This is a genomic window from Vibrio porteresiae DSM 19223 (genome assembly GCF_024347055.1).
GTDB lineage: Bacteria > Pseudomonadota > Gammaproteobacteria > Enterobacterales > Vibrionaceae > Vibrio > Vibrio porteresiae.
Genome location: NZ_AP024896.1, coordinates 204,408 through 229,156 on the forward strand (window position 1 = coordinate 204,408; position 24,749 = coordinate 229,156).

At 44.7% G+C, this 24,749-nt stretch carries 24 protein-coding genes; 13 read left to right on the plus strand and 11 right to left on the minus strand.

Going from position 1 to position 24,749, the window contains the following annotated elements; translation table 11 throughout:
* Positions 1-796 precede the first annotated feature (796 nt).
* The 3 genes from dgcN to OCV11_RS17515 are packed head-to-tail and all read left to right on the plus strand — an operon-like array spanning position 797 to position 3,644.
* Positions 797-1,801 carry an N-acetyltransferase DgcN gene (dgcN, locus tag OCV11_RS17505; protein WP_261897310.1) on the plus strand — a complete coding sequence of 335 codons (1,005 nt, stop codon included), beginning with the start codon at positions 797-799 and terminating at the stop codon, positions 1,799-1,801.
* The gene (gene dgcA / locus OCV11_RS17510; protein WP_261897311.1) at positions 1,801-2,775 is read left to right on the plus strand and encodes an N-acetyl-D-Glu racemase DgcA; all 975 of its coding nucleotides are present in this window, start codon (positions 1,801-1,803) and stop codon (positions 2,773-2,775) included. Before dgcN ends, dgcA begins: the two co-directional genes overlap by 1 nt.
* 11 nt (positions 2,776-2,786) lie before the next feature.
* Positions 2,787-3,644, plus strand: a complete 858-nt coding sequence (locus tag OCV11_RS17515; RefSeq protein ID WP_261897312.1) for a D-amino-acid transaminase — start codon at positions 2,787-2,789, stop codon at positions 3,642-3,644.
* A 137-nt stretch (positions 3,645-3,781) separates the two neighbouring features.
* Here the strand turns inward: OCV11_RS17515 and OCV11_RS17520 are convergent, their stop codons facing one another.
* Positions 3,782-4,876, minus strand: coding sequence for a mechanosensitive ion channel family protein (locus tag OCV11_RS17520; RefSeq protein WP_261897313.1), 1,095 nt, complete (start codon positions 4,874-4,876; stop codon positions 3,782-3,784).
* A gap of 358 nt (positions 4,877-5,234) precedes the next feature.
* Between OCV11_RS17520 and OCV11_RS17525 the strand changes: the two genes are divergently transcribed.
* Positions 5,235-5,897 (plus strand): potassium channel family protein, encoded by a 663-nt coding sequence (locus OCV11_RS17525; protein WP_261897314.1) that lies wholly within the window; start codon positions 5,235-5,237, stop codon positions 5,895-5,897.
* Positions 5,894-7,261, plus strand: coding sequence for a TrkH family potassium uptake protein (locus tag OCV11_RS17530; protein WP_261897315.1), 1,368 nt, complete (start codon positions 5,894-5,896; stop codon positions 7,259-7,261). The genes OCV11_RS17525 and OCV11_RS17530 overlap by 4 nt, the downstream gene beginning before the upstream one ends.
* Here the strand turns inward: OCV11_RS17530 and OCV11_RS17535 are convergent, their stop codons facing one another.
* Complete coding sequence (locus OCV11_RS17535; protein ID WP_261897316.1) at positions 7,262-7,765, minus strand: DUF2850 domain-containing protein; 504 nt, start codon at positions 7,763-7,765, stop codon at positions 7,262-7,264.
* A gap of 377 nt (positions 7,766-8,142) precedes the next feature.
* On the opposite strand from OCV11_RS17535, the gene ppnP reads away from it, so the two are divergent.
* A complete protein-coding gene (ppnP, locus tag OCV11_RS17540) occupies positions 8,143-8,424 on the plus strand; it encodes a pyrimidine/purine nucleoside phosphorylase (protein WP_261897317.1) in 282 nt (93 codons plus the stop codon).
* Positions 8,425-8,547: 123 nt separating this feature from the next.
* Here the strand turns inward: ppnP and OCV11_RS17545 are convergent, their stop codons facing one another.
* Positions 8,548-9,396: a pirin family protein gene (locus tag OCV11_RS17545; protein WP_261897318.1), complete on the minus strand. Its 849-nt coding sequence runs from the start codon at positions 9,394-9,396 to the stop codon at positions 8,548-8,550.
* 224 nt (positions 9,397-9,620) lie between these two features.
* Here OCV11_RS17545 and OCV11_RS17550 point away from each other — a divergent pair, with 224 nt between their 5' ends.
* Complete coding sequence (locus tag OCV11_RS17550; RefSeq protein ID WP_261897319.1) at positions 9,621-9,932, plus strand: hypothetical protein; 312 nt, start codon at positions 9,621-9,623, stop codon at positions 9,930-9,932.
* Here OCV11_RS17550 and OCV11_RS17555 read toward each other — a convergent pair.
* Positions 9,922-10,830: a LysR substrate-binding domain-containing protein gene (locus tag OCV11_RS17555; protein WP_261897320.1), complete on the minus strand. Its 909-nt coding sequence runs from the start codon at positions 10,828-10,830 to the stop codon at positions 9,922-9,924. The genes OCV11_RS17550 and OCV11_RS17555 overlap by 11 nt on opposite strands.
* Positions 10,831-10,923: 93 nt before the next feature.
* Between OCV11_RS17555 and OCV11_RS17560 the strand changes: the two genes are divergently transcribed.
* Positions 10,924-11,841, plus strand: a complete 918-nt coding sequence (locus tag OCV11_RS17560) for a DMT family transporter (RefSeq protein ID WP_261897321.1) — start codon at positions 10,924-10,926, stop codon at positions 11,839-11,841.
* A 3-nt stretch (positions 11,842-11,844) separates the two neighbouring features.
* On the opposite strand, the gene OCV11_RS17565 is transcribed toward OCV11_RS17560, so the two are convergent.
* Positions 11,845-12,447, minus strand: a complete 603-nt coding sequence (locus OCV11_RS17565) for an alpha-ketoglutarate-dependent dioxygenase AlkB family protein (RefSeq protein ID WP_261897322.1) — start codon at positions 12,445-12,447, stop codon at positions 11,845-11,847.
* A 449-nt stretch (positions 12,448-12,896) separates the two neighbouring features.
* The gene (locus tag OCV11_RS17570) at positions 12,897-14,459 is read right to left on the minus strand and encodes a DUF3612 domain-containing protein (RefSeq protein ID WP_261897323.1); all 1,563 of its coding nucleotides are present in this window, start codon (positions 14,457-14,459) and stop codon (positions 12,897-12,899) included.
* Between the two features lie 171 nt (positions 14,460-14,630).
* On the opposite strand from OCV11_RS17570, the gene OCV11_RS17575 reads away from it, so the two are divergent.
* Positions 14,631-15,185: an aldolase/citrate lyase/malate synthase family protein gene (locus tag OCV11_RS17575; protein ID WP_261897324.1), complete on the plus strand. Its 555-nt coding sequence runs from the start codon at positions 14,631-14,633 to the stop codon at positions 15,183-15,185.
* A gap of 52 nt (positions 15,186-15,237) precedes the next feature.
* Here OCV11_RS17575 and OCV11_RS17580 read toward each other — a convergent pair whose 3' ends face one another.
* Positions 15,238-16,251, minus strand: a complete 1,014-nt coding sequence (locus tag OCV11_RS17580) for a GGDEF domain-containing protein (protein WP_261897325.1) — start codon at positions 16,249-16,251, stop codon at positions 15,238-15,240.
* 162 nt (positions 16,252-16,413) lie between these two features.
* On the opposite strand from OCV11_RS17580, the gene OCV11_RS17585 reads away from it, so the two are divergent.
* On the plus strand, positions 16,414-17,964 hold the full coding sequence (locus OCV11_RS17585; protein WP_261897326.1) for a cryptochrome/photolyase family protein: 1,551 nt from the start codon (positions 16,414-16,416) through the stop codon (positions 17,962-17,964).
* Here the strand turns inward: OCV11_RS17585 and OCV11_RS17590 are convergent.
* Positions 17,959-18,870: a DMT family transporter gene (locus tag OCV11_RS17590; RefSeq protein WP_261897327.1), complete on the minus strand. Its 912-nt coding sequence runs from the start codon at positions 18,868-18,870 to the stop codon at positions 17,959-17,961. The two genes, OCV11_RS17585 and OCV11_RS17590, sit on opposite strands and share 6 nt — an antisense overlap.
* A 116-nt stretch (positions 18,871-18,986) precedes the next feature.
* Between OCV11_RS17590 and OCV11_RS17595 the strand changes: the two genes are divergently transcribed.
* Complete coding sequence (locus OCV11_RS17595; RefSeq protein WP_261897948.1) at positions 18,987-19,475, plus strand: MarR family winged helix-turn-helix transcriptional regulator; 489 nt, start codon at positions 18,987-18,989, stop codon at positions 19,473-19,475.
* Between the two features lie 75 nt (positions 19,476-19,550).
* On the opposite strand, the gene OCV11_RS17600 is transcribed toward OCV11_RS17595, so the two are convergent.
* Complete coding sequence (locus OCV11_RS17600; protein WP_261897328.1) at positions 19,551-20,477, minus strand: chemotaxis protein; 927 nt, start codon at positions 20,475-20,477, stop codon at positions 19,551-19,553.
* Between the two features lie 253 nt (positions 20,478-20,730).
* Between OCV11_RS17600 and ppiC the strand changes: the two genes are divergently transcribed.
* Together ppiC and OCV11_RS17610 are read left to right on the plus strand one after the other, a co-directional pair.
* The gene (ppiC, locus tag OCV11_RS17605; protein WP_261897949.1) at positions 20,731-21,009 is read left to right on the plus strand and encodes a peptidylprolyl isomerase PpiC; all 279 of its coding nucleotides are present in this window, start codon (positions 20,731-20,733) and stop codon (positions 21,007-21,009) included.
* Between the two features lie 69 nt (positions 21,010-21,078).
* Entirely contained in the window at positions 21,079-21,246 is a 168-nt protein-coding gene (locus tag OCV11_RS17610) for a hypothetical protein (RefSeq protein ID WP_261897329.1), read from the plus strand.
* A 188-nt stretch (positions 21,247-21,434) separates the two neighbouring features.
* Here the strand turns inward: OCV11_RS17610 and OCV11_RS17615 are convergent, their stop codons facing one another.
* A complete protein-coding gene (locus tag OCV11_RS17615) occupies positions 21,435-22,598 on the minus strand; it encodes an oligogalacturonate lyase family protein (protein WP_261897330.1) in 1,164 nt (387 codons plus the stop codon).
* Positions 22,599-22,718: 120 nt separating this feature from the next.
* Positions 22,719-24,482, minus strand: coding sequence for a sodium:solute symporter family transporter (locus tag OCV11_RS17620; RefSeq protein WP_261897331.1), 1,764 nt, complete (start codon positions 24,480-24,482; stop codon positions 22,719-22,721).
* Between the last annotated feature and the right edge of the window lie 267 nt (positions 24,483-24,749).

The window sequence follows — 24,749 nt, forward strand, 5'->3', positions numbered from 1 at the left end:
GTGCTGTTTAGATTTTCCTTCTCCAAACCGTTAGCAATATATAGACCAAAGGTTAACATTTGTTACCAAACTAGCGTAGTTGCCATATTTGGTGGAAAAACCCAGAGAGATATGCTGACGAAAGATTCTGTTAGATTGCTAGCAAAAAAAGACAGCGAGTTTTATAAAAAACTTTAAAGTGTATAAAAAATAATATTTAAAACTTTTATTTAATTTGGGGAAAAATAGGGTGATAAACCAACTAAAAATAGGGTTATTGCTTGTTGTTGATTGAGTGTCGAATGCATAAAAATAACCGTTTATGCACTATATTGGGGCTTGATATGGCTATATTTGCCTAATTTGGTGCATAAATAACTTGGCTTTTGAATATATAGGCTTGGTATTTTTAAGGTTATTATGTGATCTATTTCAGGTTTTTTAGAATAAATTTCGCAATATTTTCTTCGGATTAATTGACTATAACACCAGTCATAAAGCGAAATTATATAAAATTAAATTTGGTTCGATAGCCATGGGATATTCTGAAACTGATCACCTAAGCTTTTATCATTCTCTATATTTGAATACATTTAAAGCATATTGTGTAAATTTTATCCTCAAGACTGTTTGTGAATTAATATTCTATTATAAGTGTTAAATGTGAATAATAATGCAAATTAATGGCTATCTATCGATTCAAAAATCTCATTTACACATTTTTTCTGTCATGTATTTTGCACTGTAGAAGTGAAAGAAACACAACATTAATCACCAGTACCGATATTTAAACAGATTATTTAATGGAGATAGAAAGATGGAACTTAAACAACCTTATTTGCTTTTCTTAGGTGACGCAGCCGACTCATTAGCCGCTAAAGTAGCGCAAGGTATTAAAACTTGGCGTCCAGAAGCGTGCATGGGACAAATTCGTTTAGAAAACTGTCATGCTGATGTTGGCTTGAAAGATGTGACTATTCAAGAAGCGGCTAAAGCTGGTGCTAAAACATTAGTGATTGGTGTTGCTAACCGTGGCGGCATTATTTCTAAAGAATGGGTGAGTGTATTATTAGAAGCCCTAGATGCAGGTATGGATCTCGCAGCAGGTTTGCATAATCGCCTTAACGATATTCCAGAATTGGTTGAAAGCGCCGCTCGTAATGGTTGCAAACTTTATGATGTTCGTTTCCCTACTCAAACTTACCCAGTTGCCAGTGGTAAAAAACGCTCTGGTAAACGCGTATTAACTGTCGGTACTGACTGCTCTGTAGGCAAAATGTACACCTCTTTAGCGATTGAAAAAGAGCTGAAAGATCGTGGCGTAGATGCTGATTTTCGTGCAACAGGTCAAACAGGTATTTTGATCTCGGGTGCTGGCGTAAGTGCTGATGCCGTGGTCGCTGACTTTATCTCTGGCGCGATCGAAACCATTTCTCCAGCGAACAGCGATGGTCACTGGGACGTGATTGAAGGTCAAGGTTCTCTGTTCCATGCTTCATTTGCAGGTGTAACAACTGGCTTGATTCATGGCGCGCAAGCTGATGCATTGGTGCTTTGTCACGAACCTACTCGTACTCATATGCGTGGCTTGCCAGAATATGCGTTACCTGGTCTTAAAGAGTGTATGGAACGCAATATCGCCACAGCAAGTTTGACCAATCCAAAAGTGCAATTTGTCGGTGTGTCGATTAACACCTCAGGTCTTGAAGAAAAAGCCGCTTTGGAATACATGGATAAAGTCGAATCAGAACTTGGCTTACCTGTTGTTGACCCATTCCGTCAAGGTGTGGCTCGCATCGTTGATCGTTTGTTGGAGTTGTAATGAAGGTCACTGTCACTACTGAGACTTGGCCGATCCGTGGGAGTTTTACTATCTCCCGCGGTTCAAAAACCAAGGCTGAAACCATTATTGTGCATCTTGAACAAGATGGATATCGCGGACGTGGCGAGTGTGTCCCTTACGCCCGTTATGGTGAGTCTATTGCCAGCGTTATGGCGCAGATTGAATCTGTGATTCCGGCTCTGGAGCAGGGACTTACACGTGAAGCATTGCAAGAGGCGCTACCTTCTGGCGCTGCGCGTAATGCGGTGGATTGCGCCATGTGGGACCTAGAATGCAAAGCATCAGGTGAGAGTGTGTGGAACAAGGTTGCGATTAAGCCAACGTCCCTTACCACCGCCTTTACTTTGTCGCTGGATACACCACAAAAGATGGAACAGGCTGCGATTGAAAATGCTTTTCGTCCCTTACTGAAACTGAAATTGGGAGGGCCGGAAGATCTTGAGCGTGTGCAGGCGGTTCGTCGTGGTGCTCCTAACGCGAAAATCATTTTGGATGCCAACGAAGCGTGGTCTGAAGAGGTTTATGTCAAACTGATTCCCGAGTTGCTGAAATTGGATGTTGCAATGATTGAGCAGCCTTTCCCGGCCAATGCCGATGAAGCGCTTGACCATTTAGACAGACCAATTCCTATCTGCGCTGATGAATCCTGCCATGACCGTGCAAGCCTCAGTAAAGTGATTGGTCGTTATGACATGATCAACATTAAGACCGATAAAACCGGTGGTTTGACCGAAGCGTTATTACTCAAGCGTGAGGCGCAACAAGCTGGGTTACATATCATGGTCGGTTGCATGTTGTCTTCATCATTAAGCATGGCACCCGCGTTTGTCGCCGCTCAAGGCGTTGAGGTTGTAGATCTCGATGGACCTTTGCTGTTAAGCGCAGATATCGACGATGGTTTTGAATTTGAACAAAATACTATGATGCCTTTTGCAACAACGTTGTGGGGCTAGGAGAAAAAACGATGGAACGTACAGTTTATCTAAATGGTGAGTACATCGCCGAATCCGAAGCAAAGATCTCAATCTTTGACCGTGGCTTTCTGTTTGCCGATGCAGTGTACGAAGTGACGGCAGTTCTTGGCGGAAAATTGATTGATAACGCAGGCCACTTAGCTCGTTTAGAACGCTCATGCAAAGAGTTGGGCCTAAAGCTTCCTGTGACAGGTAAAGAGCTTACTGCCATTCAAAAAACGCTGATTGAGAAAAATAAGTTGGAGGAAGGGGGCATCTACCTGCAACTGACTCGTGGTGATGAAGGGGATCGTGACTTCTCCTTTAGTGAAGAGATCACGCCAACCCTAGTTCTGTTCACTCAAGCCCGTTCATTGATTAAAAGCGCTAAGACTGAAACAGGTATTCGTGTTATCTCCATTGATGATATTCGCTGGCGTCGTCGCGATATTAAAACCACACAACTGCTTCCTGCATGTCTGGCTAAACATATGGCTCATGCAGCCAATGCCGACGATGTATGGTTGATTGAAAATGGTTTTGTGACAGAAGGTGGTTCAAGCAACGCGTACATCGTCACTGAAGATAATACCATTGTGACTCGTCCTTTAAGCAACGACATTTTGCATGGCATTACCCGTGCTTCTTTGATGAAACTGGCGAATGACTTTGATTTTAAAATTGAAGAGCGCCACTTCACCATTGAAGAAGCGTATGCCGCAAAAGAAGCGTTTATCAGTTCAGCAACTACGTTTGTTTGGCCAGTAGTGGCGATTGACGACAAAGCGATTGGCAATGGTAAGCCTGGTCCATTGGCGCTTAAACTGCGTGAAATCTATATCAATACCGCACTTGAGCTCGCCGAATAACCTTCTGCGTGTTCAACGAAAAAAATGTACGAAGTGATTAAATAAAACTCTTTGAAAAGAAAAGTATGCTGCCCGCAATAAGCCCTCCGAATGGAGGGCTTATTTATTAGTTCGCTGTTTAATTGCAGCGCTATTTGCTATTTGCTGTGTGGTGCTGCAGGTACAGATTCGACTTGGTTGGGTTCAATAATCAGCGAGCGAGTCGGGAACGCGATATCCGCATCGTTATGACGAATGATCTCGATAATTTTAAGCAGCACATCTTGCTTGACTTCGTGGTAACGAATCCAGTTTACCGTTTTGGTAAAGGTGTAAATAAAGAAGTCTAACGATGATGGTCCAAAAGCATTGAAATTGACGATCAGTGTTTGATGACTATCGATCTCTGGGTGATTTTCCAGCATCTCTTTCACTTGCGCGATGATGGTATCCATCTTGCTGCTGTCTTGATAACGCAAACCAATGGTTTCATTGATACGGCGGTTTAGCATGCGCGATGGGTTTTCGACAATGATGTTGCTGAACACTGAGTTTGGCACGTAGAGTGGACGCTTATCAAAGGTACGAATGATGGTCATACGCCATCCAATACGTTCAACCGTCCCTTCAATTTGACGGTCGGGAGAACGAATCCACTCGCCAACTTTGAATGGGCGATCGAAGTAAATCATCATGCCGCCGAAAAAGTTGGATAGTAGGTCTTTAGCTGCAAGACCGACGATCAAACCACCGACACCACCAAAGGTGAGTAAACCCGAAAGGCTTAAGCCAAATGCCTGCATGAACGATAGCAGACCAATGATGACAAAGAACGTTCGCGCTACTTTCGCCACGGCTTGTACCGTTGTTTCATCCCGTTTTTTATCTTTTAGCAGCTGTTTTTCTATCTCAGTGACTAGGCGAATCAAAATCCAGACAAAGATCGATATCACCATCAACAACTTTAGTGTTGCCAGCCAGTTGAACTGCATCTTGACGTTATCTTCGAGGATCAGACCGATTGAAATTGTCGCCGGCCAACACCAGATTAACGTACTGATAGGGGTTTTAAGCGCATGTAAGAGCAAATCATCCCAATGGAAACTGGTACGCTCTGAGAGTGACAGCAGCCGTGTGTAAGTAAATCGCCATATTCCCCAAGCGACGAAGCTAGCGAGAGTAATTAAAACAACACTGTTATCCCAATCTTTAAGGTAAGGGGAGTCTTTTAACAGTTGAATAAATTCGTCCATACATCCTATTACTGTGTATCAATTAAGCATCACAAAAGTAACAGAATTTGTGCGGATTCACCACCAATAACCGCTGCGACTTAGGCGCAGAAAATAATCAGTTACGAATGGTAAATCTAGATAAGCACATCTATAAATATCGAGATTGGTTTCATCATTGAGGATGTGGACAGCAAGCAGCTGTAACAGCTTACAGCTGGTTAACTTGGCGCTGTTGCCAAATGCGGGTTCGATTCCATTTTTTAAGACCCCAAGTTTATTTAGCTGCCTGATTCCTATGGGAAATGTCTCGGCATAGTAGACAGAGAGAGATTTGTTCGGCTTAATAACGGGCACAATAACAACAGTAAGGCTTAGTATGAAATTTCGAGATAAACAGTTTGCAGTGGTTGGGTTAGGCCGTTTTGGGCTATCCGTCTGTCAGGAGCTTGTCGATTCTGGCGCACAAGTTCTGGCCATTGATGTCGATGAAGAGAAAGTCAAAGTCGCAGCGAACATTGCGACCCAAGCTATTGTGGCAAACTGCACCAGTGAAGAGACTGTCGCTGAGCTTAAATTGAACGAATATGACATGGTGATGGTCTCGATTGGTGAAAACGTCAATGCATCGATGTTGGCTACGCTCGTCATCAAAGATCTCGGAGCAAAATCGGTGTGGGTTAAAGCGAATGACAAAGCTCACGTCAAAATTCTCCAGAAAATTGGCGCAGACCACATCATCATGCCGGAGCGTGATATGGGCGTGCGTGTCGCGCGTAAAATGCTGGATAAACGTGTCTTGGAATTTCAAGAGCTTGGTAGTGGCTTAGCCATGACAGAGATAGTGATTGGGTCCAAGTTAATGGGTAAGAAAATTGGCGATTTGCCTTTCGCTGAACAAGAAGGTGTGCTGATTTTAGGTTTTAAACGTGGTTCTCATGTGCGCCCAACCCCAGACTTGGATATTGAAATGGAAATCGGCGATATGCTGATAGTGGTTGGCCCGCAGCTCACACTGACCAAGGGATTGAAATCGTTATGATGTATCAGCCACGGGGTGGTTCGTTCTTCAATTATCAGAGCAAAAAACACAGTAACAAAGGTAATGAGCCAAGTGTTATCTTTATCACCTTTCTCTTGGTATTGGTTCCTGCCGCGTTGCTGTTAACGTTACCGGTCTTTTCCGTTAATGGGCTGAGTTTGGTCGATGCACTGTTCACGGCAACGTCTGCTATCAGTGTCACTGGACTTGGCGTGGTGGATACTGGGCAACACTTTACACGGGCTGGTCAGGTATTGCTGCTGCTGTTGATGCAAGTAGGTGGTTTAGGTCAAATGACCCTCTCTGCCGTATTGCTCTATCTATTTGGGGTGCGTTTGAGTTTGCAGCAGCAAGCGTTAGCGAAAGAAGCATTAGGGCAAGATCGTGGCGTCAATCTGCGCTCACTGGTGAAGAAAATCATGACCTTTGCTTTGTGTACCGAGTTACTTGGTATGGCACTACTTGCTTGGCGGTGGGTACCGCAACTGGGGTGGGGCGAAGGGCTGTTTTATGCACTCTTTCATGCAGTCTCCGCATTTAATAACGCGGGCTTTTCTCTTTTTTCAAATAGCCTTACTGGGTATGTCGGCGATCCGCTCGTCATTTTTACCCTATCGGGTCTGTTTATCCTAGGCGGCATTGGTTTTACCGTGATTGGTGATGTGTGGGCTAATGGTCTAAGAGGTTGGCACAAGCTGCATCTGCACAGCAAAATCATGTTAACGGGCACGCCAACTTTACTGATTGTAGGCACGTTACTGTTCTATATCTTGGAACGCCATAATCCGCACACGTTGGCACCTCTGTCGACCCAATCTCAATGGTTGGCGGCATTTTTCCAATCAGCCAGTGCGCGTACAGCAGGCTTCAACAGTATTGATATCAGCGCCTTTACTCAACCAGCACTGCTGATCATGATTTTGCTGATGTTGATTGGTGCGGGGTCAACCTCGACCGGGGGCGGGATTAAGGTATCGACCTTTATGGTCGCGCTGGTGGCTACGTGGAGTTTCCTGCGGCAAAAACCTCATGTGGTGATGTTTCGTCGTAGTGTCAGTTGGCCAACGGTAACGAAGGCGCTCGCTATCATTGTTGTTAGTGGTGCGATTCTCACCTTAGCGATGTTTTTGTTGATGATTACTGAGAAAGCTACTTTTGCTCAAGTGATCTTTGAAACCATCTCTGCTTTTGCAACGGTTGGGTTAACCGCAGGATTAACCGCTCAATTAAGCGAACCGGGTAAATGGATTTTGATTGTCGTGATGGTGGTGGGACGTTTAGGGCCATTGACCCTAGCGTATATGTTGGCTCGTCCTGAGCCGACTTTATTGAAGTATCCAGAAGATAACGTTTTAACCGGCTGATTATTTGCCTTCTTTAAAATGTTCGGACAGCATTAGGCGTCTATCGTGAGAACCGTTAGACCCTTCTGTTGCTTCTACTTTGGCTTCATATCCATGTTTTACCAGTAGCTGTTCAGGCATACTTGGTTTAATACGTTTCAATTGTGGTGCGGATTCACTGCCAGTGAATTCGTATTCCGTTACCCCTTCACCAGTGGAAATCGAAACAGTGCTACCACTGAATTCAAAGGTTGTGCTGATCAGATGGTTGTTGCGGTAAACGCCCTTATCTGACAGTTGTAAAATTTCGGTTTGATAAGTTGGTGTACCCACTTCAACCCACTTACCGTAGACATTGCTCGGGTCAGTGTAGGCTTTGTAAGCATCGTACCCATAAACACCGGATACCACCAAAATAACGAAGGAAATAGAGAAAAATACGGCTTTAAATAATTTCTCGTTTAGCAAAATGTCGCTCATACGAACAGTTCTCAAAGTCTGGTTTCGGTTACTTGACACTGACATTCAATTATCTCCCCACGTGGTTTCTAACACTATCTCTAGTGACACAATGTGCCGCAAGAGTGGGGAACGGCTGTTTTTTAATCAAATGTAAAATGCGAAAAATTAGACTTCAAACTCACTTTTAACTTGTTGCTGTTCGCACTGTAGCATATTGATGTGGTTGCTTTTGAACCACTTGTCGTCAGTATAGAGACTAAGACTAAGTCTTGCGAAAATTATTGGTATAGAGTAAAAGAATTAGCCAGTTAGTGTTATACCCTACAACTTACAAAGCCGTTTTTGCGGGTGAGGGTAAATCTTTGGACTGAGCTTAACATTTTGCTTAATGGCGAGGTCTTGGTGCACTCCATTCATAAAATTTCGAACAAGGAAGACGTATGATCAAGGAAAATAGTTATTTCAATGAGACTGTTAAATCATTGGGTTTTGAACAGGAAGGCAATTCAGTGACTGTTGGTGTGATGCTAGCAGGAGAATACACGTTTTCTACTGGCGCACCGGAGCGTATGACGGTTGTCAAAGGCCAATTGGTCGTTAAACGTGAAGGCGAATCAGTTTGGCATACATTCAATAACGGTGATCTTTTTGAAGTAGCTGGTAACTCTTCATTTGAGCTTAAAGTCGCTGTGAATACTGCCTACTTGTGTGAATACCTATAAGGTTTCTGCAGTTAGAAAAAAACCACACCGCAATGCGGTGTGGTTGAAACAAACAAATGGCATGGATGTTTTACGTTTCAAATCCGGCCAAAGCCAGAAAAAGCAGTTGATGGATTCTAAACCCTAATAGGTTTCAAATACGCCGTTGTTGAAGTCATTAATCGCTTGTTCAATTTCACGCACGCTGTTCATCACAAATGGTCCATAGTGAACCACTGGTTCATTGATCGGCTCGCCAATAAAAATCAACACACCGCTATTCTCATTGGCTACAAGAGTGAGCTGTTCACCTTTAGTGAATACGGCCATTTCACCTTGCTTGATGGGTTTACCTTGCACTTTGATGTTGCCTTGATAGACATACACCATGACATTATCACCAGTGCGTGTATTGAACGTGATCTCTTGACCAAGATCTGAGCGCCAGTCGGCAACCGTTGCTGGAACACCCGTTTGGGTTAGCGGTCCGGTCAAATCATGATCTTCAAGGGATAATTGCCCCGCCAGAACACGCACTAGGCCGAGAGATTCATCGCGATGTTCGGTAATCGTTTCCGGTTGGTAGTCGTGATAACGCGCTGGAATCATCTTGTCTTTTGCTGGTTGGTTAATCCAAATTTGGAAACCGAGCAACTGACCATCTTGCATAATTGGCATTTCACTGTGAATCACACCGCGACCTGCCGCCATCCATTGGGCGCCGCCACTACGTAATTCTCCTACATTTCCCATATGGTCACGATGTTGAAAGTGACCTTGAATCATGTAAGTCAACGTTTCGATACCACGGTGTGGGTGAGGAGGAAAGCCACCTACATAATCAGCACGTTGATCGGATTTTAATTCATCAACCATTAAAAAAGGTGACAGAGCCGCATTATTGAATCCAGCGATACGGCGGATTTTTACACCGTCACCATCCGAGGTGGGTTGGGCTGGAATCAATTGGCGTATTTCTCGTAAAGTGCTCATAACAAACTCTCCTAATGGACTATGTGGCTATTTTAGGTTTGTCTTATAAAAATGAAGAGTGGGACGAATTGAGAAACATATTCGAAAAATTCGAACTAGTGTGTTTCCAATCGTAAAATAACCGATAGTGTTATTGGCAAAAGCCACAATTAGGGATGGCTTCCAGATTGTTTGTGACCAGAGTGTATATACTTAAACTGTGTCCCAAAGAGTGGGAGGTTCCAATGCCAATTATTCATGACAAAACGCCACCGCCCCATGTATATGATCCGAGTGAAGATCTCACTAAGGAACAGCTGCATAGTTACACAGAAAAGGCCAATGAGGCCGAGCGCAAACACGAGTTGCAACATGAGATGGATGTGTTGGTCGAGAAACGGCTCAAACGTTTGTCGCTGTTGCGTCGAGCCAAATTGATGGCATTGCGTCGGGCACGTCGCGCTCGCAATCAACCTTCACCTTTGCGCCGGTTTTTACTGTGGTTTGGTGTGTTCTGTGTGCTTTGCATCGGTTTTGTTTACATGCTTAAGCCTTAGTGGCTGGCGGATTAAACTCAGCTCGTAACCAATGCCGCAGAGTTAATACGCTTTCTTGTTTCAGTTTGTCGACCGAGCAAGCAAAAAAGAAGCTTTGCGTTGGGTGAGGAACCTCTTGCCCTAAAGTCACTAACAGTCCTTGTTCTAAGCTCTCTTTGACAAAAATCTTATGGGTAACAAACAGTCCCAGTTTTCGATAAGCCGCTTGCACTGCTTGTGCTGACGACGTAAATGACAAGTTATTCTGTTGTTTCGGTTGTGGCAGATGGTGCGCTTGGCACCATACTTTCCAATCGTTAATCCTACGTGAGCTGGTGGCCATAATAATCGGGTATTGATTGATCACTGCAGCCAAATCAGAAGTTTGTTGTGATGGCACCAATTCAGGATGACAGACCAACACCAGTTGGTCATCACCCAGCTTTTCACAGTAGTAATCTTGCCACTCATCTTTAATGCCATGGATTAGCGCCACATCAACGCCTTCGGCTTCTAATGAGAAAGGGCCGGATAAGTTCGAAATACGAATATCCAGTGAAGGAGCAATTTGCTGAAACTTGGGAACTCGTGGAATCCACCAATGCAGAGTAAGCGACGTGATCATGTTGAGAGTTAAACGATGGTCATTCGGCTTATGCAGCATCGCTTCGGTGGCGTCAACAATATGCTCTAGCGCTGGGCCAATCTTTTTATAGTAACGGTAACCGGCGTGATTGAGCTCCACATTACGGCCGATGCGATTAAACAAAGGCTGATCCAGCTGAGTTTCTATCGATTTGATTGCCTGACTCACCGCTGAGTGGCTCACGTTGAGCACTTTAGCAGCCTCACTCATGCTGCCTGTTTCAGCAACAGCAACGAAAGTGTACAGCGATTTAAGAGGTAGTAGTTTGCGCATTGGTAAGTTTTTCTTACAAGACCGTTAAATAATACTCGTTATTTCTTGAGGATAGCACTTCTTATAATAGTGAACACGAAATAAGGAGTCATCATGCCAAGTCGAATTTTTGCTATCGCATTTATGCTTTGCTCAACGTTAAGTTTGTCTTTATCTGGGTTAATCACCAAATATCTTTCAGACAGCTTCGCGACGCAGCAATTGGCGTTCTTGCGTTTTGCACTACCTGGCTTACTGCTCATGGCAGTACTGATGATGACCAAGTTTCGTCTTCCCGTGAAATCGATGCGGAAAGCGCTATTTCTGCGCTCGTTATGTATGGCAGGTTGTCAACTCTGCTTTATTTATTCACTGCAGACGTTAACTTTGGTGGAAAGTGTGGTGCTGTTTAGTACTGGGCCGCTTTTCATTCCTTTGTTAGAAAAACTGTTTTTTCGTGTTCAGCTTAAAGCGATCACCTTGGTGAGTTTAGTCATTACCTTTACTGGCGTTATGTTGTTAGCTGGGGATGTTTCAGGCATCCATTGGCGGCCAGAATTAGGTATGGGCGTACTGGCCGGTTTGCTTAATGCAGGTTCTCAATTGTGTCTCTATCGTGTGACTAAAAGTGAGATGCGTAATACTGAGCTGAACGCGTGGAGTTTTGTGATGGCAGCACTAGTGTTACTGCCTCTTCTCGGGACATCCCCTTTTTCGTTTTCCCCAGCAGGTAGCCTAACGGGTCACGATGTCTTGATGGGAGGTGCTGTGTTTGCCATCGCTCTTCTTGTTATCAACACGCAGTTGTTTCGAGCTAAAGCCTATCGCATTGCCGAATCTGGCTCACAATTGGCGCCGTTGATTTTTACCAACCTGATGTTTTCGGCGGTTTGGCAAGTGTTGTTCTTCGATGTTCATTACTCAAATGCGCAGCGTCTGGGGTTGACCTTGATTATCGCCTCCACCGTTTTAGTGGCACTAGGGCCAAAACTGGCTCAGTCACTTCAAGCACGCCGACCACATCACGCTTAGTCGTTAAACGATTTGGCGAAAGGTGAGATTAATGCGAGGCTCTTTAGGCCTCGCCGTTTTTGGCACACTGTGCTGCCAAAAGTGTTGCAGTTCACCGGTCATGATTAATAGCGAACCGGACGTCAGTTCGTACTCCATTTTTGATTTACAATGTAAATGTCGTAGCAAAAAACGACGTGATTCACCCAAAGATAGAGAAGCAATGACTGGGTTTTTTCCTAACTCAACCTCATTGTCTTGATGCCAGCCCATCGAATCTTGCCCATCCCGATATAAATTGACCAATACCGAGTTAAAACTCTGTCCAGATATCGCTTCACATTGTTGTTTGATGCTTAACAGGGCAGGTAGCCATGGCGTTGCCGGTAGGGTTAATCCGGAATATTGATACCCCTTGTCCCCACACCAAGCCTGCAATCGAGGTTGCAGAACCGATTTGCCAAAGAGCGTAATGACTTCTTGTTTCCACGGTACATCGCGTAGCAACTGTTCAAACAGATCGGAAGCTTGGTCATCACTAAGAAAATGAGGAGACCAGTACAGTCGACCATTTTCAACGTTGAGCCATTCTGGCTGTGCTGATGAAAAGAGCGATAGTTGATCCATGATGCGTATCCTATGACTTGGTTGGGGATAACAAATGTGCCACTGATAAAAACTCTAACCAGAAAGTAACTCGATGGAAAGCATTCAGCGAAAAGTTGATGTCTTGCGCAAAATTGCTTTGCATTTTGAAATTAAATTCGCAATTTGCAAATCACATATTCCACTTGATGCCTAATTTGTCAGCAAAAATTAGCTATTTAGTGGTATAAAAACCATAAAATTTGCCTTTTTAAAAGTTGGCACGCTACCTGCATATATACAAGTGACCCTTATTAAGCCGAGGGTCACCTAGCCAACTGACGTTGTTAGTGGACCAATTTGTTCACAAATATCTACAGCCAACCACTCTTATTGTGATTGGCTTTTTTTTTGCCTGCAATTTGTCGCTGGCTAAAGAAAAGGCCATCTTAACGATAGCCTCTGTGATGCTTGCGAGCTTGGGTTTACCACTAGGTTGCGTTATTTGGATCTTGGTTCGCTTCACTTCCTGCCGTGGTCTCTTCACATCCGGCATAGCAGCTTGGGTTTCTCGGGCACACGGCACCCCGAGAACAAATAAGTCGCGCCTCGGCTTCAATGCCCCGTTCAATCCAATTGATGTTCAAAATCTTGGCGATGGTTTTCAGGTCGCGTTTGATTGGCAAAGGAATCGGTGTCGAGCCACCTTGACGAACACAGGATGCTTTTAATTGCTCCGCTATCATCACGGCATCCCCGCCTTGAGCATCAATCGCTGGATTAAGATCAATCCCAGCACACAACACCCTATTGTTACCTGCGGCATCGGTCATGTTAACCGATTCACAGCAATAAATTCGCGGTTCGTTACCCACGTTGAGAATCGATATTTGCGCTGAACTTCCCGATTGTGGATTGGCCAAGCGGCGAAATACTGCCCAATGCTGACAGGGGTCGTTAACGGTTCGCATATTGCCCCACGGGAGAGGAATCCCATTACCACGGTAAACCGCCTTGAGCTTTCCTTCCCCATAGGCATCGAAGTAATGCCAATGTGGGTAGGGGGAGACGACCGTCATTCGGCGCATTGCCACGGAAGGAGAGACCCCCGCTTTTTTGTGAACATCGATTTCATAGCCATTTCTATCCAGTAATTGGCGATAAGGTACTTTGGGGCAAAGCAGTGCTCCGGCAAAAAAGCTTGATTCAAAATCGCGCCATGCTTGCAATATGTCCTGTGAGTTCAGTTCCGACGAAGCCGTTCCTGTGGTCTCTTCTTCCCAACGATTGGTGTGACCTATCGTCAGAACACTTTTCAAACCATCTTTGCTGTGCAGTACGTTATGACCGATGTACACCGCAAGGTCATATTTGAGACGGGTTGGGTAATCTCGAAGCATTTCATTGAGATAAACATGACCTGGCGGCTCAAAAAAGGAGGTGACCAATTGTTTGGCACTGATCCCCAACTCATCAACCACCTGTTTCGGTGTGCGTTTGATCCAATGAACGGTGAGCCCAACATGTTTAGCGAGATCCAACAGATCTTGCACATCAAGATTGAGCTGCTTTTTGCCGACGTCTTCTGCGGCTCGCTCTAAATCAGGAAAATGGTTTTGTAAGCTTTCTTGATGAGCTCGAATCAAAAGATGCGCGAACTGGCGACCAGTGATGCCAGTTTGTGACAGCATTTCTGGGATAGCAATTTGCAGAATGTCTCGAGAGAAAAGAAAACTCGGTTCGAGCGCCATACCACTAATGCCGCCACGATTACCTTTATCGGGTGTGATCTCTTCTTGATCTGGCTCGTCATCTAAAAACCAAGTGGGTGGCTTTTGAAAGACTTCTGCGATTACTTCTAGCATCTCGGCGCTTGGGACACGCTTGCCCCGTTCAATCATCGACAAATAGGAGACCGATGGCGCGTTTTCAGGGTTGATCCTAATACAACGGGCAGAGAGGTCTTCCATGGTGAGATGGTTACGCTTGCGCAAATTACGTACTTTGGTTCCCAAAAAATGGGATTGTCGAATAAGACTTTTTGACACGGCCATTTGTAAAATTCACATTGTAAAATTTTTGTTGTGAAATTGTAGTGAGAAATCTATTACTCTTCCAAGTAAGCCGAGTCACAAAATCGATTGAAATTCAGTTGAGCTCTGTGAACAGTGAATGGCATCAATAAAACAGAATGAATACGTGAAACATCCTAGAAGGAACGATAGATGAACATGCTGACTTTTGACAAAAAACAACCCCACCACTCGACACCGTTTATTGCTGAACATGTGTTTGCGGTGGAGAACATCAGCGCCGAGCAGCAAGATGAGAAGCAGGTCAAAGCCAAGCAGCTGTTGGATCGCCTTTTCCCACTTGAGCAGGGCTCGCACCAAGATGTCACCAGTTACCAAATTGATTACCACCACATGCTGGCTTACTTCAAAGATGGCACCCATAGTGGTTTGAGCAACAATCAACAGTTTGTTGCCTTTGTTGGTGAGAAAGACCGCCCGACCTCAATTCTGTTCCGCGATGGAAACGGCAGTCATGTTGAGCTATTGATTGCGCGCCATCAAGGGACTGGCGAAGTGCAATTAGTCACCATCGATGATATTCAGCTTGAAACCAATACCATGTTCAATGAAACCTCAGGTATGCGCCATTGGATTAGCCTAGTCAAAGGTGATGAACAAGGTCGCCCTCAAGCGTGTTCTGAAGATAAAGAGTATCGCGGTAAATGCGGTGAAGAGTATTGTCTAACGTATTGTTATGAATTGTAAAAGTCGATTCATTTGAGCTTCACGCCCTGACCAAGTCAGGGCGTGGTCTTTTCTAAAGGGGCATTACTCGGTTGCGGCCTAAGTTTTTCGCTTCATAGAGCATTTTATCGGCGCGTTCTAATAGGGAGGTTGGGTTGTCTTGCGGTTGGCGCTCAGCCACACCAAATGAGGCGGTGACGCTACTCACTTGCTCACCCGTACGGCGGTCTTTGATATTGAGTTTTTCGATTGAACGGCGTTGGCTCTCTGCAAACTGACGCGCAATACGTAAACTCTTCTGCGGCACTAATAGGATAAATTCTTCCCCACCAAACCGATACGCATTAATACCCTCGCGGCAGGAAGACTGTAAGCGCTTGGCAATCGCGCGAATCACACTATCACCAAACAGATGACCGTAGGTGTCGTTCAACTTTTTAAAGTGGTCAATATCGGCCACAATCAAGCACATGGGCTGATCGATTTCAAATAAGGTCTGGATATCGCGGTCAAAAGCACGGCGGTTATAGAGGGTTGTTAAGCTGTCAAACAGCGCATCTTTTTGTACTTCTGCGAGTTGATCTTTTAAGCGGGTGATCTCTTCAGTTGCCGTGTTGAGCTGATTGTGTAAAAACGAAGTCGAGTGACGAATTTGGCGTGAGTCGGCAATTAACTTACGGATAATGGTCATCACTTCTTCGATGGAAAGATTATCTCGTTCGACTCGTTCTAGATCATTAAAGCTTTTATCAATCAATGAGCTAAATACAGAGGTGTCGGTTAATGTATCGGTCATCGAACAACTAATTTCCCCGACCAACACTTCTAGATTCGACTTAAGGTCATTGATACTGGTTTCTGCTTTGCTCGCGATGTATTGCTGATACATTTGCTCGTTTGCTGATGGTGGGCAGACACCATTTTGCGCGACGATGTTGTCGATCTGGGCATTCATCTCAGGGAGGGTGTTATCGACATAGGTGTACCAAAGAGCGTAATTGGCTGGCGTGGTGGCCACCATATTTTTCATCATCAGTGGTACTGCTTTTTTTAGATTGTCCGTGGATTTTTTGAATTCGTCGGTCATGAGTCACTGTTCGCAAAAGGTATCCGCAATACTAATAAACCCAAAAACGGAAACCGTGGAAGATACTCCTAGTATAACAGGCTGGTGTAAGCTTTCTGTATCAAGAATGATCCTACCTAGACTAGCTGCGTAAAAATCATGCAGTTAAATAACGGGAACCCTATGAAATATACCACATTACGCTTGATTCTTGGTGATCAGCTCAATAGCCAACATCACTGGTTCGCTCAGGTGAACCCTGACACTCTTTATGTGATTGCTGAGCTGAAGCAAGAGACCGATTACGTAAAACATCATGTGCAGAAAGTCTGTGCTTTTTTTGCAGCAATGGAAGCGTTTGCCCATCAACTGCAACAAGCTGGACATCATGTGCTGCATCTTACGTTAGATGACACGGCTTCGTTTGCTGATTTGCCTAGTTTACTGGAATCGCTATTGCAACGTTTTGATATTGACCAGTTTGGCTATCAAACGCCAGATGAGTATCGCGTGTTACAGCAACTGCGCCAATGGCGTCCACAAGGGATCACCAAAAGCGAATATGACTCACAGCATTTCATGGTACCGTTTGACGAATTGGCTGCCGATTTTCCCAGTGATAAATCGGTGTTGATGGAGCACTTTTATCGTCGGATGCGTAAACGTCATCAAATATTGATGACACCAGATGGGAATCCACTGGGAGGTCAGTGGAATTATGATGAAGAGAACCGGTCGGCGCTTAAGAAGGCGGATTTGGCTGACATTCCACCACCACTTCGTTTTGAAAACCCCATCGATGCTATTTTGGCACGAATCGAACGCCATGATGTGGTGACGTTCGGAACCCAAAGTTCAACCTTGTTGTGGCCCATTAATCGTAGCCAAGCCCTTAACCTCTTGGCCTATTTTTGCCAACACTGTGTGGCGAATTTTGGTCGCTTTCAAGATGCGATGACCGCCAATTCTCCTCATCAATGGTCGCTTTATCACAGCCGACTCTCTTTTGCGCTCAATGTAAAACTGCTCAACCCCAAAGAGGTGATTGATGCGGTTATCTATTTTTACAACCAACACACGCAGAGTGTCACGTTGGCTCAGGTAGAAGGTTTTGTGCGGCAAATTCTGGGCTGGCGTGAATATGTTCGCGGTATGTACTGGGCCAACATGCCAAATTTTAAGGAGAAAAATGCGCTAGCAGCACAGCGTAAACTGCCCAACTATTTCTGGCATGGCAAAACGAAGATGCGTTGCATGAGCGCTGCTATCTCGCAATCTCTCGACTACGCCTATGCCCATCACATTCAACGCTTGATGATCACCGGCAACTTCGCTTTGCTGACGGGCTGCGACCCAGATGAAGTCGATGAGTGGTATCTCGGTATCTACATTGATGCGTTGGAATGGGTTGAACTGCCTAATACGCGTGGTATGGCGTTATTTGCGGATAATGGTTTGATTGCGACCAAACCTTATATCGCGAGTGGTTCCTACGTGAACAAGATGAGTGACTATTGCAAGGGTTGTCCTTACCAAGTCAAAGAGAAAGTCGGTTCAAGTGCCTGTCCTCTTAACGCTTGGTATTGGGCATTTTTACATCGTCATCGTGAGCGTTTTGCCTCGAATCATCGCATGAAAATGATGTATCGCGTTTGGGAAGGATTTACCCCTGAACTTCAGGGGCAAATCTTAGCAACGGCGCAGGACAATCTGCAGCGGATTGAAGAGTTATAAACTATGACATTCGCCTTTTAGCGCAAGGGCGCTGCGTCGCGCCTTTTGCCACTGCATAACGCATTGTGGAGCCAATGACATTATGATCATGCCCACCATAAGCAGGTATTGATACGTCGTAAAGGTTTCACCGAGCAGCAGGAAGCCACAACTAATACCCGCCACGGGGTTGGCGATGCCACCAAAGGTAAAATCCACCACTGACATTCGTTGAAGCAACCAAACATAGAGCCCATAAGCGAGCGCGGTATTGAGCACACAAATCCAGATAAGACCTGCAATGTGATTCCAATCGATATGAGTTAATGCTGCTACGTAGATCTCTGGAGCGTTCAGCGCGTGTATCACCGTTACGGGAATTAAGACCAAGCCCCCCAAAATAAGCTGCCAGGTCAGCGTTGTCCACCAGTGTACTTTCTGACCGAGCTTTTGCGTGTAGGTTGATCCTGCGATCATGCACAAAATCGCCCCAAGCATAGCGATCATCCCCAGTGGACTCAGACTTAGGTGGCTGGGATCAAATAACTGCCAAGCCAGAACGATTAAGCCAAAACCACAGATGGCTCGAATCACGCTAGGACGCTGTTTGAAAACAACCCATTGAAACAGCATGGCAAACACTGGCACTGAAATCATTCCCACCCCAGAGATAGCCGAGGGTAGGGTGTGTGCCATTAAAAAGATCAAACAGAAAAAAGCCCCAATATTGATCGTGCCGACGATCAACAGAGGACGCCAATCTTTTGCAGCAGGAAATGAGGGTTTGACCAACCAGAGTAGCAGTCCGGCAGGCAGCGCGCGGAGTATTCCTAGTAACAATGGTGGCCAATCAGGCAGAGTAAATTGCGTGACCGCGTAAGTGGTTCCCCAAAAGAACGCCGGTATCATCGCGAGTAAAATATTCATGTAAAGTATCTTTACGTTAAAATAGTTTACGCAAAGATAAAGAAGAAAAAGAGTTTTGTAAAGTATCTTAATGTTAAAGTAATATGGCAAAGGAACTAAAACAGAGTAGTAGTGAAATGGATGCAATAGACATTATTCGCGGTCAATGGGCGAAAGAATTTCCTGAAATCAATACGTTACCTATGGGAATTTTAGGTCGTCTGATTCGTCTGACCAAACACTTGGAAAATCACATTGCCCAGTGGCTCAAAGAGCATGGATTGCTGATGGGGGAATTTGATGTGTTAATGACGTTACGTCGCTCTGGGGCTCCGTATCAAATGACCCCTTCAGATTTACTCAACTCGATGATGTTAACGTCAGGAGCGATGACCAACCGCTTAGACAAACTAGAGGCGAAGGCATTGATCGCTCGACAACACAGTGAAGTAGATAGGCGCAGTGTGGAAGTGGCGCTTACTGCGCAGGGGCTAGAACTGATTAACGGTATACTTGACGCTTATGTTCAAGAGCAGGCTGCGGTGATGGATTGCTTTTCACCCGCACAACAGAAAGCGCTTGATGGAGAATTAGCCCTGTGGCTGACTAAGTTCGAAGCGATATAAGCAGTATTGAGTTAAATGGATTCCATTAAAAAAGCCTTACATTACAGTAAGGCTTTTTCTCATTCGCTTTCGTTATTAGGCCACTGCGTGACTTAATTGACCTTTTTCGATTTTTTTCGCACCACGCAGCATCGCTTCGATGAGTTCGGTTGCATTAAATTTTTCTAGCGCTTCATGAGCACCCACTTGGTGAGCCCGATCAACACAGATTTCGCTCGACAGAGAGGTATGCAAAATGATGTAAGCATGATGTAGTTCATTGGCACTTTGTACCTCAAAAGCTAATTCATACCCATCTAATCCTGGCATTTCAATATCGCTTACCAGAATATCAATCGCTTTGCCTTCTTTGGCGACTTCACGCATCACTTCCAATGCTTCTGCGCCGTTCTTACACACTTGATAACCAATGTTGATCCGGTCTAAGGCATCGGCAAGCTGCTTACGGGCGATAGAGGAGTCATCAACCAACATGATGTTCAGTGCTTTAAGACGTTCACGTTCAATGTCGGTTAACATCGGCACTTTAGTCGATTCATACTGCGGATAGATTTTGGATAACAAAAGTTCGACGTCAAGTAGCTGAACAATGTGATCGTCAAAATGGGTGATCCCAGTAACGAAGACATTTTTGCCTGTGGTTGCCGGTGCTGATTCAATCGAACGCCAGTTACACTCAATGATCTTCTCTATGCTGCGCACCATAAATGCCACAACAGTACGCAGACAGTCGGTGACAATCAGATAGCAATCTTTGTATTCACTTGGGTCGATACGACGAAAACCAATCGCAGCTGCCATATCAATGACAGGTACTGTGGTATTACGAAACGTCACTGTACCCACCACGTTGTGGTGTGAATAAGGAATTTGAGTCATTGGCATGTAAGGAATGATCTCCCTTACCTTCAGGGTGCCGATCGCAAACAACTGTTTTTGCATGTTCAAGGTGAACATGAGCATACCTTGCGATTGGTTTGCCTTACTGATCGTTTTAGCCATAGTCGATAACATTACTTAGTGGAACACGTATTACGATCTATATTAACTGAATTCCATATTACGGCAATGGTCTAGAGGCAATTAACTGCCTTTATTGACGATTTTATTGATCTGATAGGGAAAAATATTTTCATTGAATTTGAAATGAATAATCGAGTAAACCATGGCGCGTTTAGCAACTCTTTCGAGTGTGATGCATTTTGGCGGCGCTTTGGGTAAACTAGGCCACTTTTTTACACAGATGAGAGCGATCATGGCATCTACAGCAGCAGCGTTGCATATCTTAGTTAAGCACAAGGAACAGGCTGAAGAGATCATCAACCAATTGAAAAAAGGCGCAAAATTTCAAGTTTTGGCCAAAAAACACTCCTTATGTCCATCTGGTAAACGTGGCGGCGACTTAGGTGAGTTTCGCCGTGGTCAAATGGTACCTCAATTTGATAAAGCGTGTTTTACGGGCGAACTATTAACCCCGCAATTGGTAAAAACCAAATTTGGTTGGCACGTAGTGAAAGTGCTTTATCGCACTTAATTCATTGAGCTTGACGTATTAAACGCAATGAATTGAAAAGCCGCCTATTTATACCCAAATGACCTCAATATGCAGAATTCAGAGCTTCATCAACGAGCACAGATCAAGCTCAATGACGGCAGGAATGGTTATTCCCTTTCAATGTCATTGGGCGCAGAAATGGGCTTGTTGATGAGCTCCCAAAGGGCGAGTTGTATTCGCTCCTATGCTGCGTTACCGATTTTCTACGTAGAATAACTATGTATTCAAATCGGTGCCTTGCCTATGAGCGAATACATTCTCGCTGAAACAGCATCTTGAGGTTACTTGGGTATATTAAAATAGGGGCACGGTAAAACGTCTCTATTTGCAGTAGATAAAATGACGGCAGATAAAAAAGCGCCCTTAGTGGGGTAACTAAGGGCGAAATGATAGACTGAACAGTACTATCGGAGTTCCTCTGGAACCTCAGCAATATAGAGTGCTGGGACTCCTTCAAAATCGCTGGTAAACAATACACCGTGGTCATCCGGTGTGAATGATGGGTGTGGGTGAGTGATTTGACGGTCACCGTCAAGCACTTCCCAAGACGTATTGTGTTTGGCTAATTTGGCAAAGGTTTTGTTTTTGGTATTGAGCACGTACAAGAATGGGTCGTTTTCAATACTGTAGCTAGCGTCATCAGCCACATCCACTGGGGTGTCACAACCGTCACCCACCATCAAAGTGCCATCGTAGTTACTCATTAGGTGAGAACAAGGTGGCATTTCCATCACTTTTTCATTTTCTAGGGTGTCTGGGTTCGCTTTATAAATAACGCGTCCAGCTTGACCTTTGAAGTAAGAGACATAAGCCATGGCACTGCCATCTGGCACCCAAAATTCGTGGGTACAAGATTCGCCTGGCGCATGCGTTTTCACTTTACGAACGTTAGTGCCGTCTTCGTTGATCAGCCACATACGAGCATCAACCAAGTCATGAGGACCTTCATGGCAGAAGCCGATGGTTGAATCGTCAAATGGACGATAAATAGGGTGACCTAACCATGTATCTGCTTGATGAATCACTTCCAATTCACCACTGTTGATGTCGACTTTGATCAGGCGGCAAGTTGGATTGGTGTAGAAAAATTCGTGGAATTTTTTCCAGTCAGTGAGTGGCTTCCAGCAGCTTTTCAAAATCTCGATACCAACCAGCTTGGTACATTCAGAGTTGGCTACCCAAGTGCCGTAACCTTTCCATTGTTCATCAACGGTATAAATGACTTTCTCTTCTAGGCTGTTGAGATCAACCTTCATCAGGTTCAGTTCATTTTTTACATAGAAAAGCGATTGTTCGTCAGTAGAGAGGAAACCACCAAAGGTATTATCACCTTTACCTTCAGTTAATTGACGTGCTTTTTGGGTCTTTAGATCCAAGAGATAGTAATTGCGATGACCATCGAAATCACCGGCAAACAACAGCTGAGAACCGTCTTGAGTGAAGCATTTTTGATAGAAATAGTTACGGTGACAAATAACATCGGTAGGGGTTAAACGAGTTACTTTGACTTGAGTATCACTGTCGGTGAAACTTTCAAAATGCAACTGTACTACGTCGCCTTTAGCCATAATCTGTCTCCTTTTTATCGGACAAGCAAATCGCTCGTCCCAGTCATGTTCAGTAAAATCAAGAGAAAATGTGCCATGCTCCTTAGGGGAGGATCGAGCATGGCACAGGGTAATTACGTTTTAATTCGTTGCCACTTTACGAGTCACAAGGCCGGCATTGGCACTGCGGCGCAGCGCAAAACCAACAAAGAACACCGCTGCAGAACACGCCAAGAAGAGTAGACGGCCCCATAATGGGTTAGGAATCAACACCATCAGCACCAAACCAGCAGCCATGCACATTACCAAGCTACCCAGTTTGTTACGTTGTTGACGGTCAACCACATCTTGACCTTCTTCTTCGATACATTCGGTATTAATGTCTTTAAAGAACTCTTCAGTTTGTGCTTTGTAAGGGTCTTTTTCCTCTTTGTAGAACAAGGTGGTGCATAGGAAGAAACCGATAGTCAGAATCAAGTGCGCTGCGATAGTGATCATGATTTTCATGTCGCTAGATTCACGACCAGTTAGGTGTTCCATGCCAAACCAACCACCAACAACTTCTGGTGTCCAAACATTTACAACCATCAGCGAAACACATAGACCGAAGACAACAGTTGCCCATGGTGCCCATTTTGGTGTTTTGCGAATCAAGATAGCCAAGAATAGTGGTACCAAGATTGGTGATTGCAGCAGAGTCGCTACTTGCATCATGAGATCGAACAAGCTCAAACCGCGTAGTGAGACGTAGAACTGAGCACATAGGATAACTAAGATGCCGTTGATGATGCTGGCAATCATACCCATGCGTAGTTGTTCTTTATCGGTTGATTTACCGCGGCGCACGATAGGTGCGTAGAAGCTACGAACAAAGATACCTGAGTTACGGTTTAGCGCTGAGTCCATTGAAGACATAGTTGCAGCGAACAGACCTGCCATTAGCAGACCCACTGTACCAGTAGGCATGTAGTCGCGAGCAAACACGAGGTAAACCGCGTCGCCTGCTTTTTTACCAAGACCTGCGTAAGCAGCGGCAGCGTTTGGATCCAAGATACGTAGCGCCCATGGTGGGATGAACCAAATCATCGCGCCGATGAACATCATACCTAGTGCTAACAGCGCTGCTTTTGATGCGTTGTTAGAGTCCTTAGCATTCAAGAAACGATAAGATTCTTGCATGTTGTTGATACTTTGGAGCTGTTTCACCACAAAGAACAGGAATGAACCCACAATCAGAATTGGGTAGTTCATGTCTGGACCAACAAAGAAACCGCCAGGGAACTTAGTCACGATTTCGCCAGGACCACCAATCACGAATAACGCAACGGCTGCACAAGCAATCGAGATAACCGCAACCACAAGAGATTGGATGAAGTCAGATGCCACCACGCCCCATGCGCCACTGATCAGTGATACTAGCAGTACAGCAATACCTGTGATCCAAATGGTGAGGTTAATGTCAGTGCCGAATACCGCTGAAGCGAATACACCCAAACCGTTCAACCATACCCCAGCGTTCAATACGCTAAGTGGGATAATCACCCAAGTGAAGAACTGCTCGTTACCATGACCAAAACGACGACGAACCGCTTCGGTTGGTGTATCTACGCGCATTTGACGGTAGCGACGAGCGAAGTAGAAATACGCTGCGGCGTAAGCCACCATGTTACCAACAAACACACCTAGAATTTCAAAACCAGAACTGAACGCTTTACCTGCAGCGCCAGTGAATGTCCATGCAGAAAACTGAGTCATAAAGGCCGTAGCACCAACCATCCACCAGAGCATTTTACCGCCCCCACGGAAGTAGTCGCTGGTACTCTTACTCGCCATTTTTTTAAACAGCAAACTGATTGCCACCATCAGGATAAAATAACCAATGATGACTAGATAATCATATTCCATATCCAAACCTCGAAACAGTGTTTTAATTTATTTGAATGGAAGTATATTTTTATGAAACCTTGTTATCTGTGATGCAAATCGAAACAACGGTTCATTTTTTATTTTTTCCGTTGGAATGTGATTACTTTCACGAAACATGGTGTTGTCTTTTTACCGACAAAACGAAGTGAGGGTGTGATAGAGGAAAATAACCGCATCAAATTGTTGCAAAGAGAGATGAAAGGTTAACTTTATGTTTCTGAGGGTTAAAATACTGCATCAATCCAT

What these genes read in the sequence shown, in the direction of transcription:
- dgcN (WP_261897310.1), top strand. Translation starts at nt 797, where the DNA reads ATGGAACTTAAACAACCTTATTTGCTTTTCTTAGGTGACGCAGCCGAC.
- dgcA (WP_261897311.1), top strand. Translation starts at nt 1,801, where the DNA reads ATGAAGGTCACTGTCACTACTGAGACTTGGCCGATCCGTGGGAGTTTT.
- OCV11_RS17515 (WP_261897312.1), top strand. Translation starts at nt 2,787, where the DNA reads ATGGAACGTACAGTTTATCTAAATGGTGAGTACATCGCCGAATCCGAA.
- OCV11_RS17520 (WP_261897313.1), bottom strand. Translation starts at nt 4,876, where the DNA reads ATGGACGAATTTATTCAACTGTTAAAAGACTCCCCTTACCTTAAAGAT.
- OCV11_RS17525 (WP_261897314.1), top strand. Translation starts at nt 5,235, where the DNA reads ATGAAATTTCGAGATAAACAGTTTGCAGTGGTTGGGTTAGGCCGTTTT.
- OCV11_RS17530 (WP_261897315.1), top strand. Translation starts at nt 5,894, where the DNA reads ATGATGTATCAGCCACGGGGTGGTTCGTTCTTCAATTATCAGAGCAAA.
- OCV11_RS17535 (WP_261897316.1), bottom strand. Translation starts at nt 7,765, where the DNA reads ATGTCAGTGTCAAGTAACCGAAACCAGACTTTGAGAACTGTTCGTATG.
- ppnP (WP_261897317.1), top strand. Translation starts at nt 8,143, where the DNA reads ATGATCAAGGAAAATAGTTATTTCAATGAGACTGTTAAATCATTGGGT.
- OCV11_RS17545 (WP_261897318.1), bottom strand. Translation starts at nt 9,396, where the DNA reads ATGAGCACTTTACGAGAAATACGCCAATTGATTCCAGCCCAACCCACC.
- OCV11_RS17550 (WP_261897319.1), top strand. Translation starts at nt 9,621, where the DNA reads ATGCCAATTATTCATGACAAAACGCCACCGCCCCATGTATATGATCCG.
- OCV11_RS17555 (WP_261897320.1), bottom strand. Translation starts at nt 10,830, where the DNA reads ATGCGCAAACTACTACCTCTTAAATCGCTGTACACTTTCGTTGCTGTT.
- OCV11_RS17560 (WP_261897321.1), top strand. Translation starts at nt 10,924, where the DNA reads ATGCCAAGTCGAATTTTTGCTATCGCATTTATGCTTTGCTCAACGTTA.
- OCV11_RS17565 (WP_261897322.1), bottom strand. Translation starts at nt 12,447, where the DNA reads ATGGATCAACTATCGCTCTTTTCATCAGCACAGCCAGAATGGCTCAAC.
- OCV11_RS17570 (WP_261897323.1), bottom strand. Translation starts at nt 14,459, where the DNA reads ATGGCCGTGTCAAAAAGTCTTATTCGACAATCCCATTTTTTGGGAACC.
- OCV11_RS17575 (WP_261897324.1), top strand. Translation starts at nt 14,631, where the DNA reads ATGAACATGCTGACTTTTGACAAAAAACAACCCCACCACTCGACACCG.
- OCV11_RS17580 (WP_261897325.1), bottom strand. Translation starts at nt 16,251, where the DNA reads ATGACCGACGAATTCAAAAAATCCACGGACAATCTAAAAAAAGCAGTA.
- OCV11_RS17585 (WP_261897326.1), top strand. Translation starts at nt 16,414, where the DNA reads ATGAAATATACCACATTACGCTTGATTCTTGGTGATCAGCTCAATAGC.
- OCV11_RS17590 (WP_261897327.1), bottom strand. Translation starts at nt 18,870, where the DNA reads ATGAATATTTTACTCGCGATGATACCGGCGTTCTTTTGGGGAACCACT.
- OCV11_RS17595 (WP_261897948.1), top strand. Translation starts at nt 18,987, where the DNA reads ATGGATGCAATAGACATTATTCGCGGTCAATGGGCGAAAGAATTTCCT.
- OCV11_RS17600 (WP_261897328.1), bottom strand. Translation starts at nt 20,477, where the DNA reads ATGGCTAAAACGATCAGTAAGGCAAACCAATCGCAAGGTATGCTCATG.
- ppiC (WP_261897949.1), top strand. Translation starts at nt 20,731, where the DNA reads ATGGCATCTACAGCAGCAGCGTTGCATATCTTAGTTAAGCACAAGGAA.
- OCV11_RS17610 (WP_261897329.1), top strand. Translation starts at nt 21,079, where the DNA reads ATGCAGAATTCAGAGCTTCATCAACGAGCACAGATCAAGCTCAATGAC.
- OCV11_RS17615 (WP_261897330.1), bottom strand. Translation starts at nt 22,598, where the DNA reads ATGGCTAAAGGCGACGTAGTACAGTTGCATTTTGAAAGTTTCACCGAC.
- OCV11_RS17620 (WP_261897331.1), bottom strand. Translation starts at nt 24,482, where the DNA reads ATGGAATATGATTATCTAGTCATCATTGGTTATTTTATCCTGATGGTG.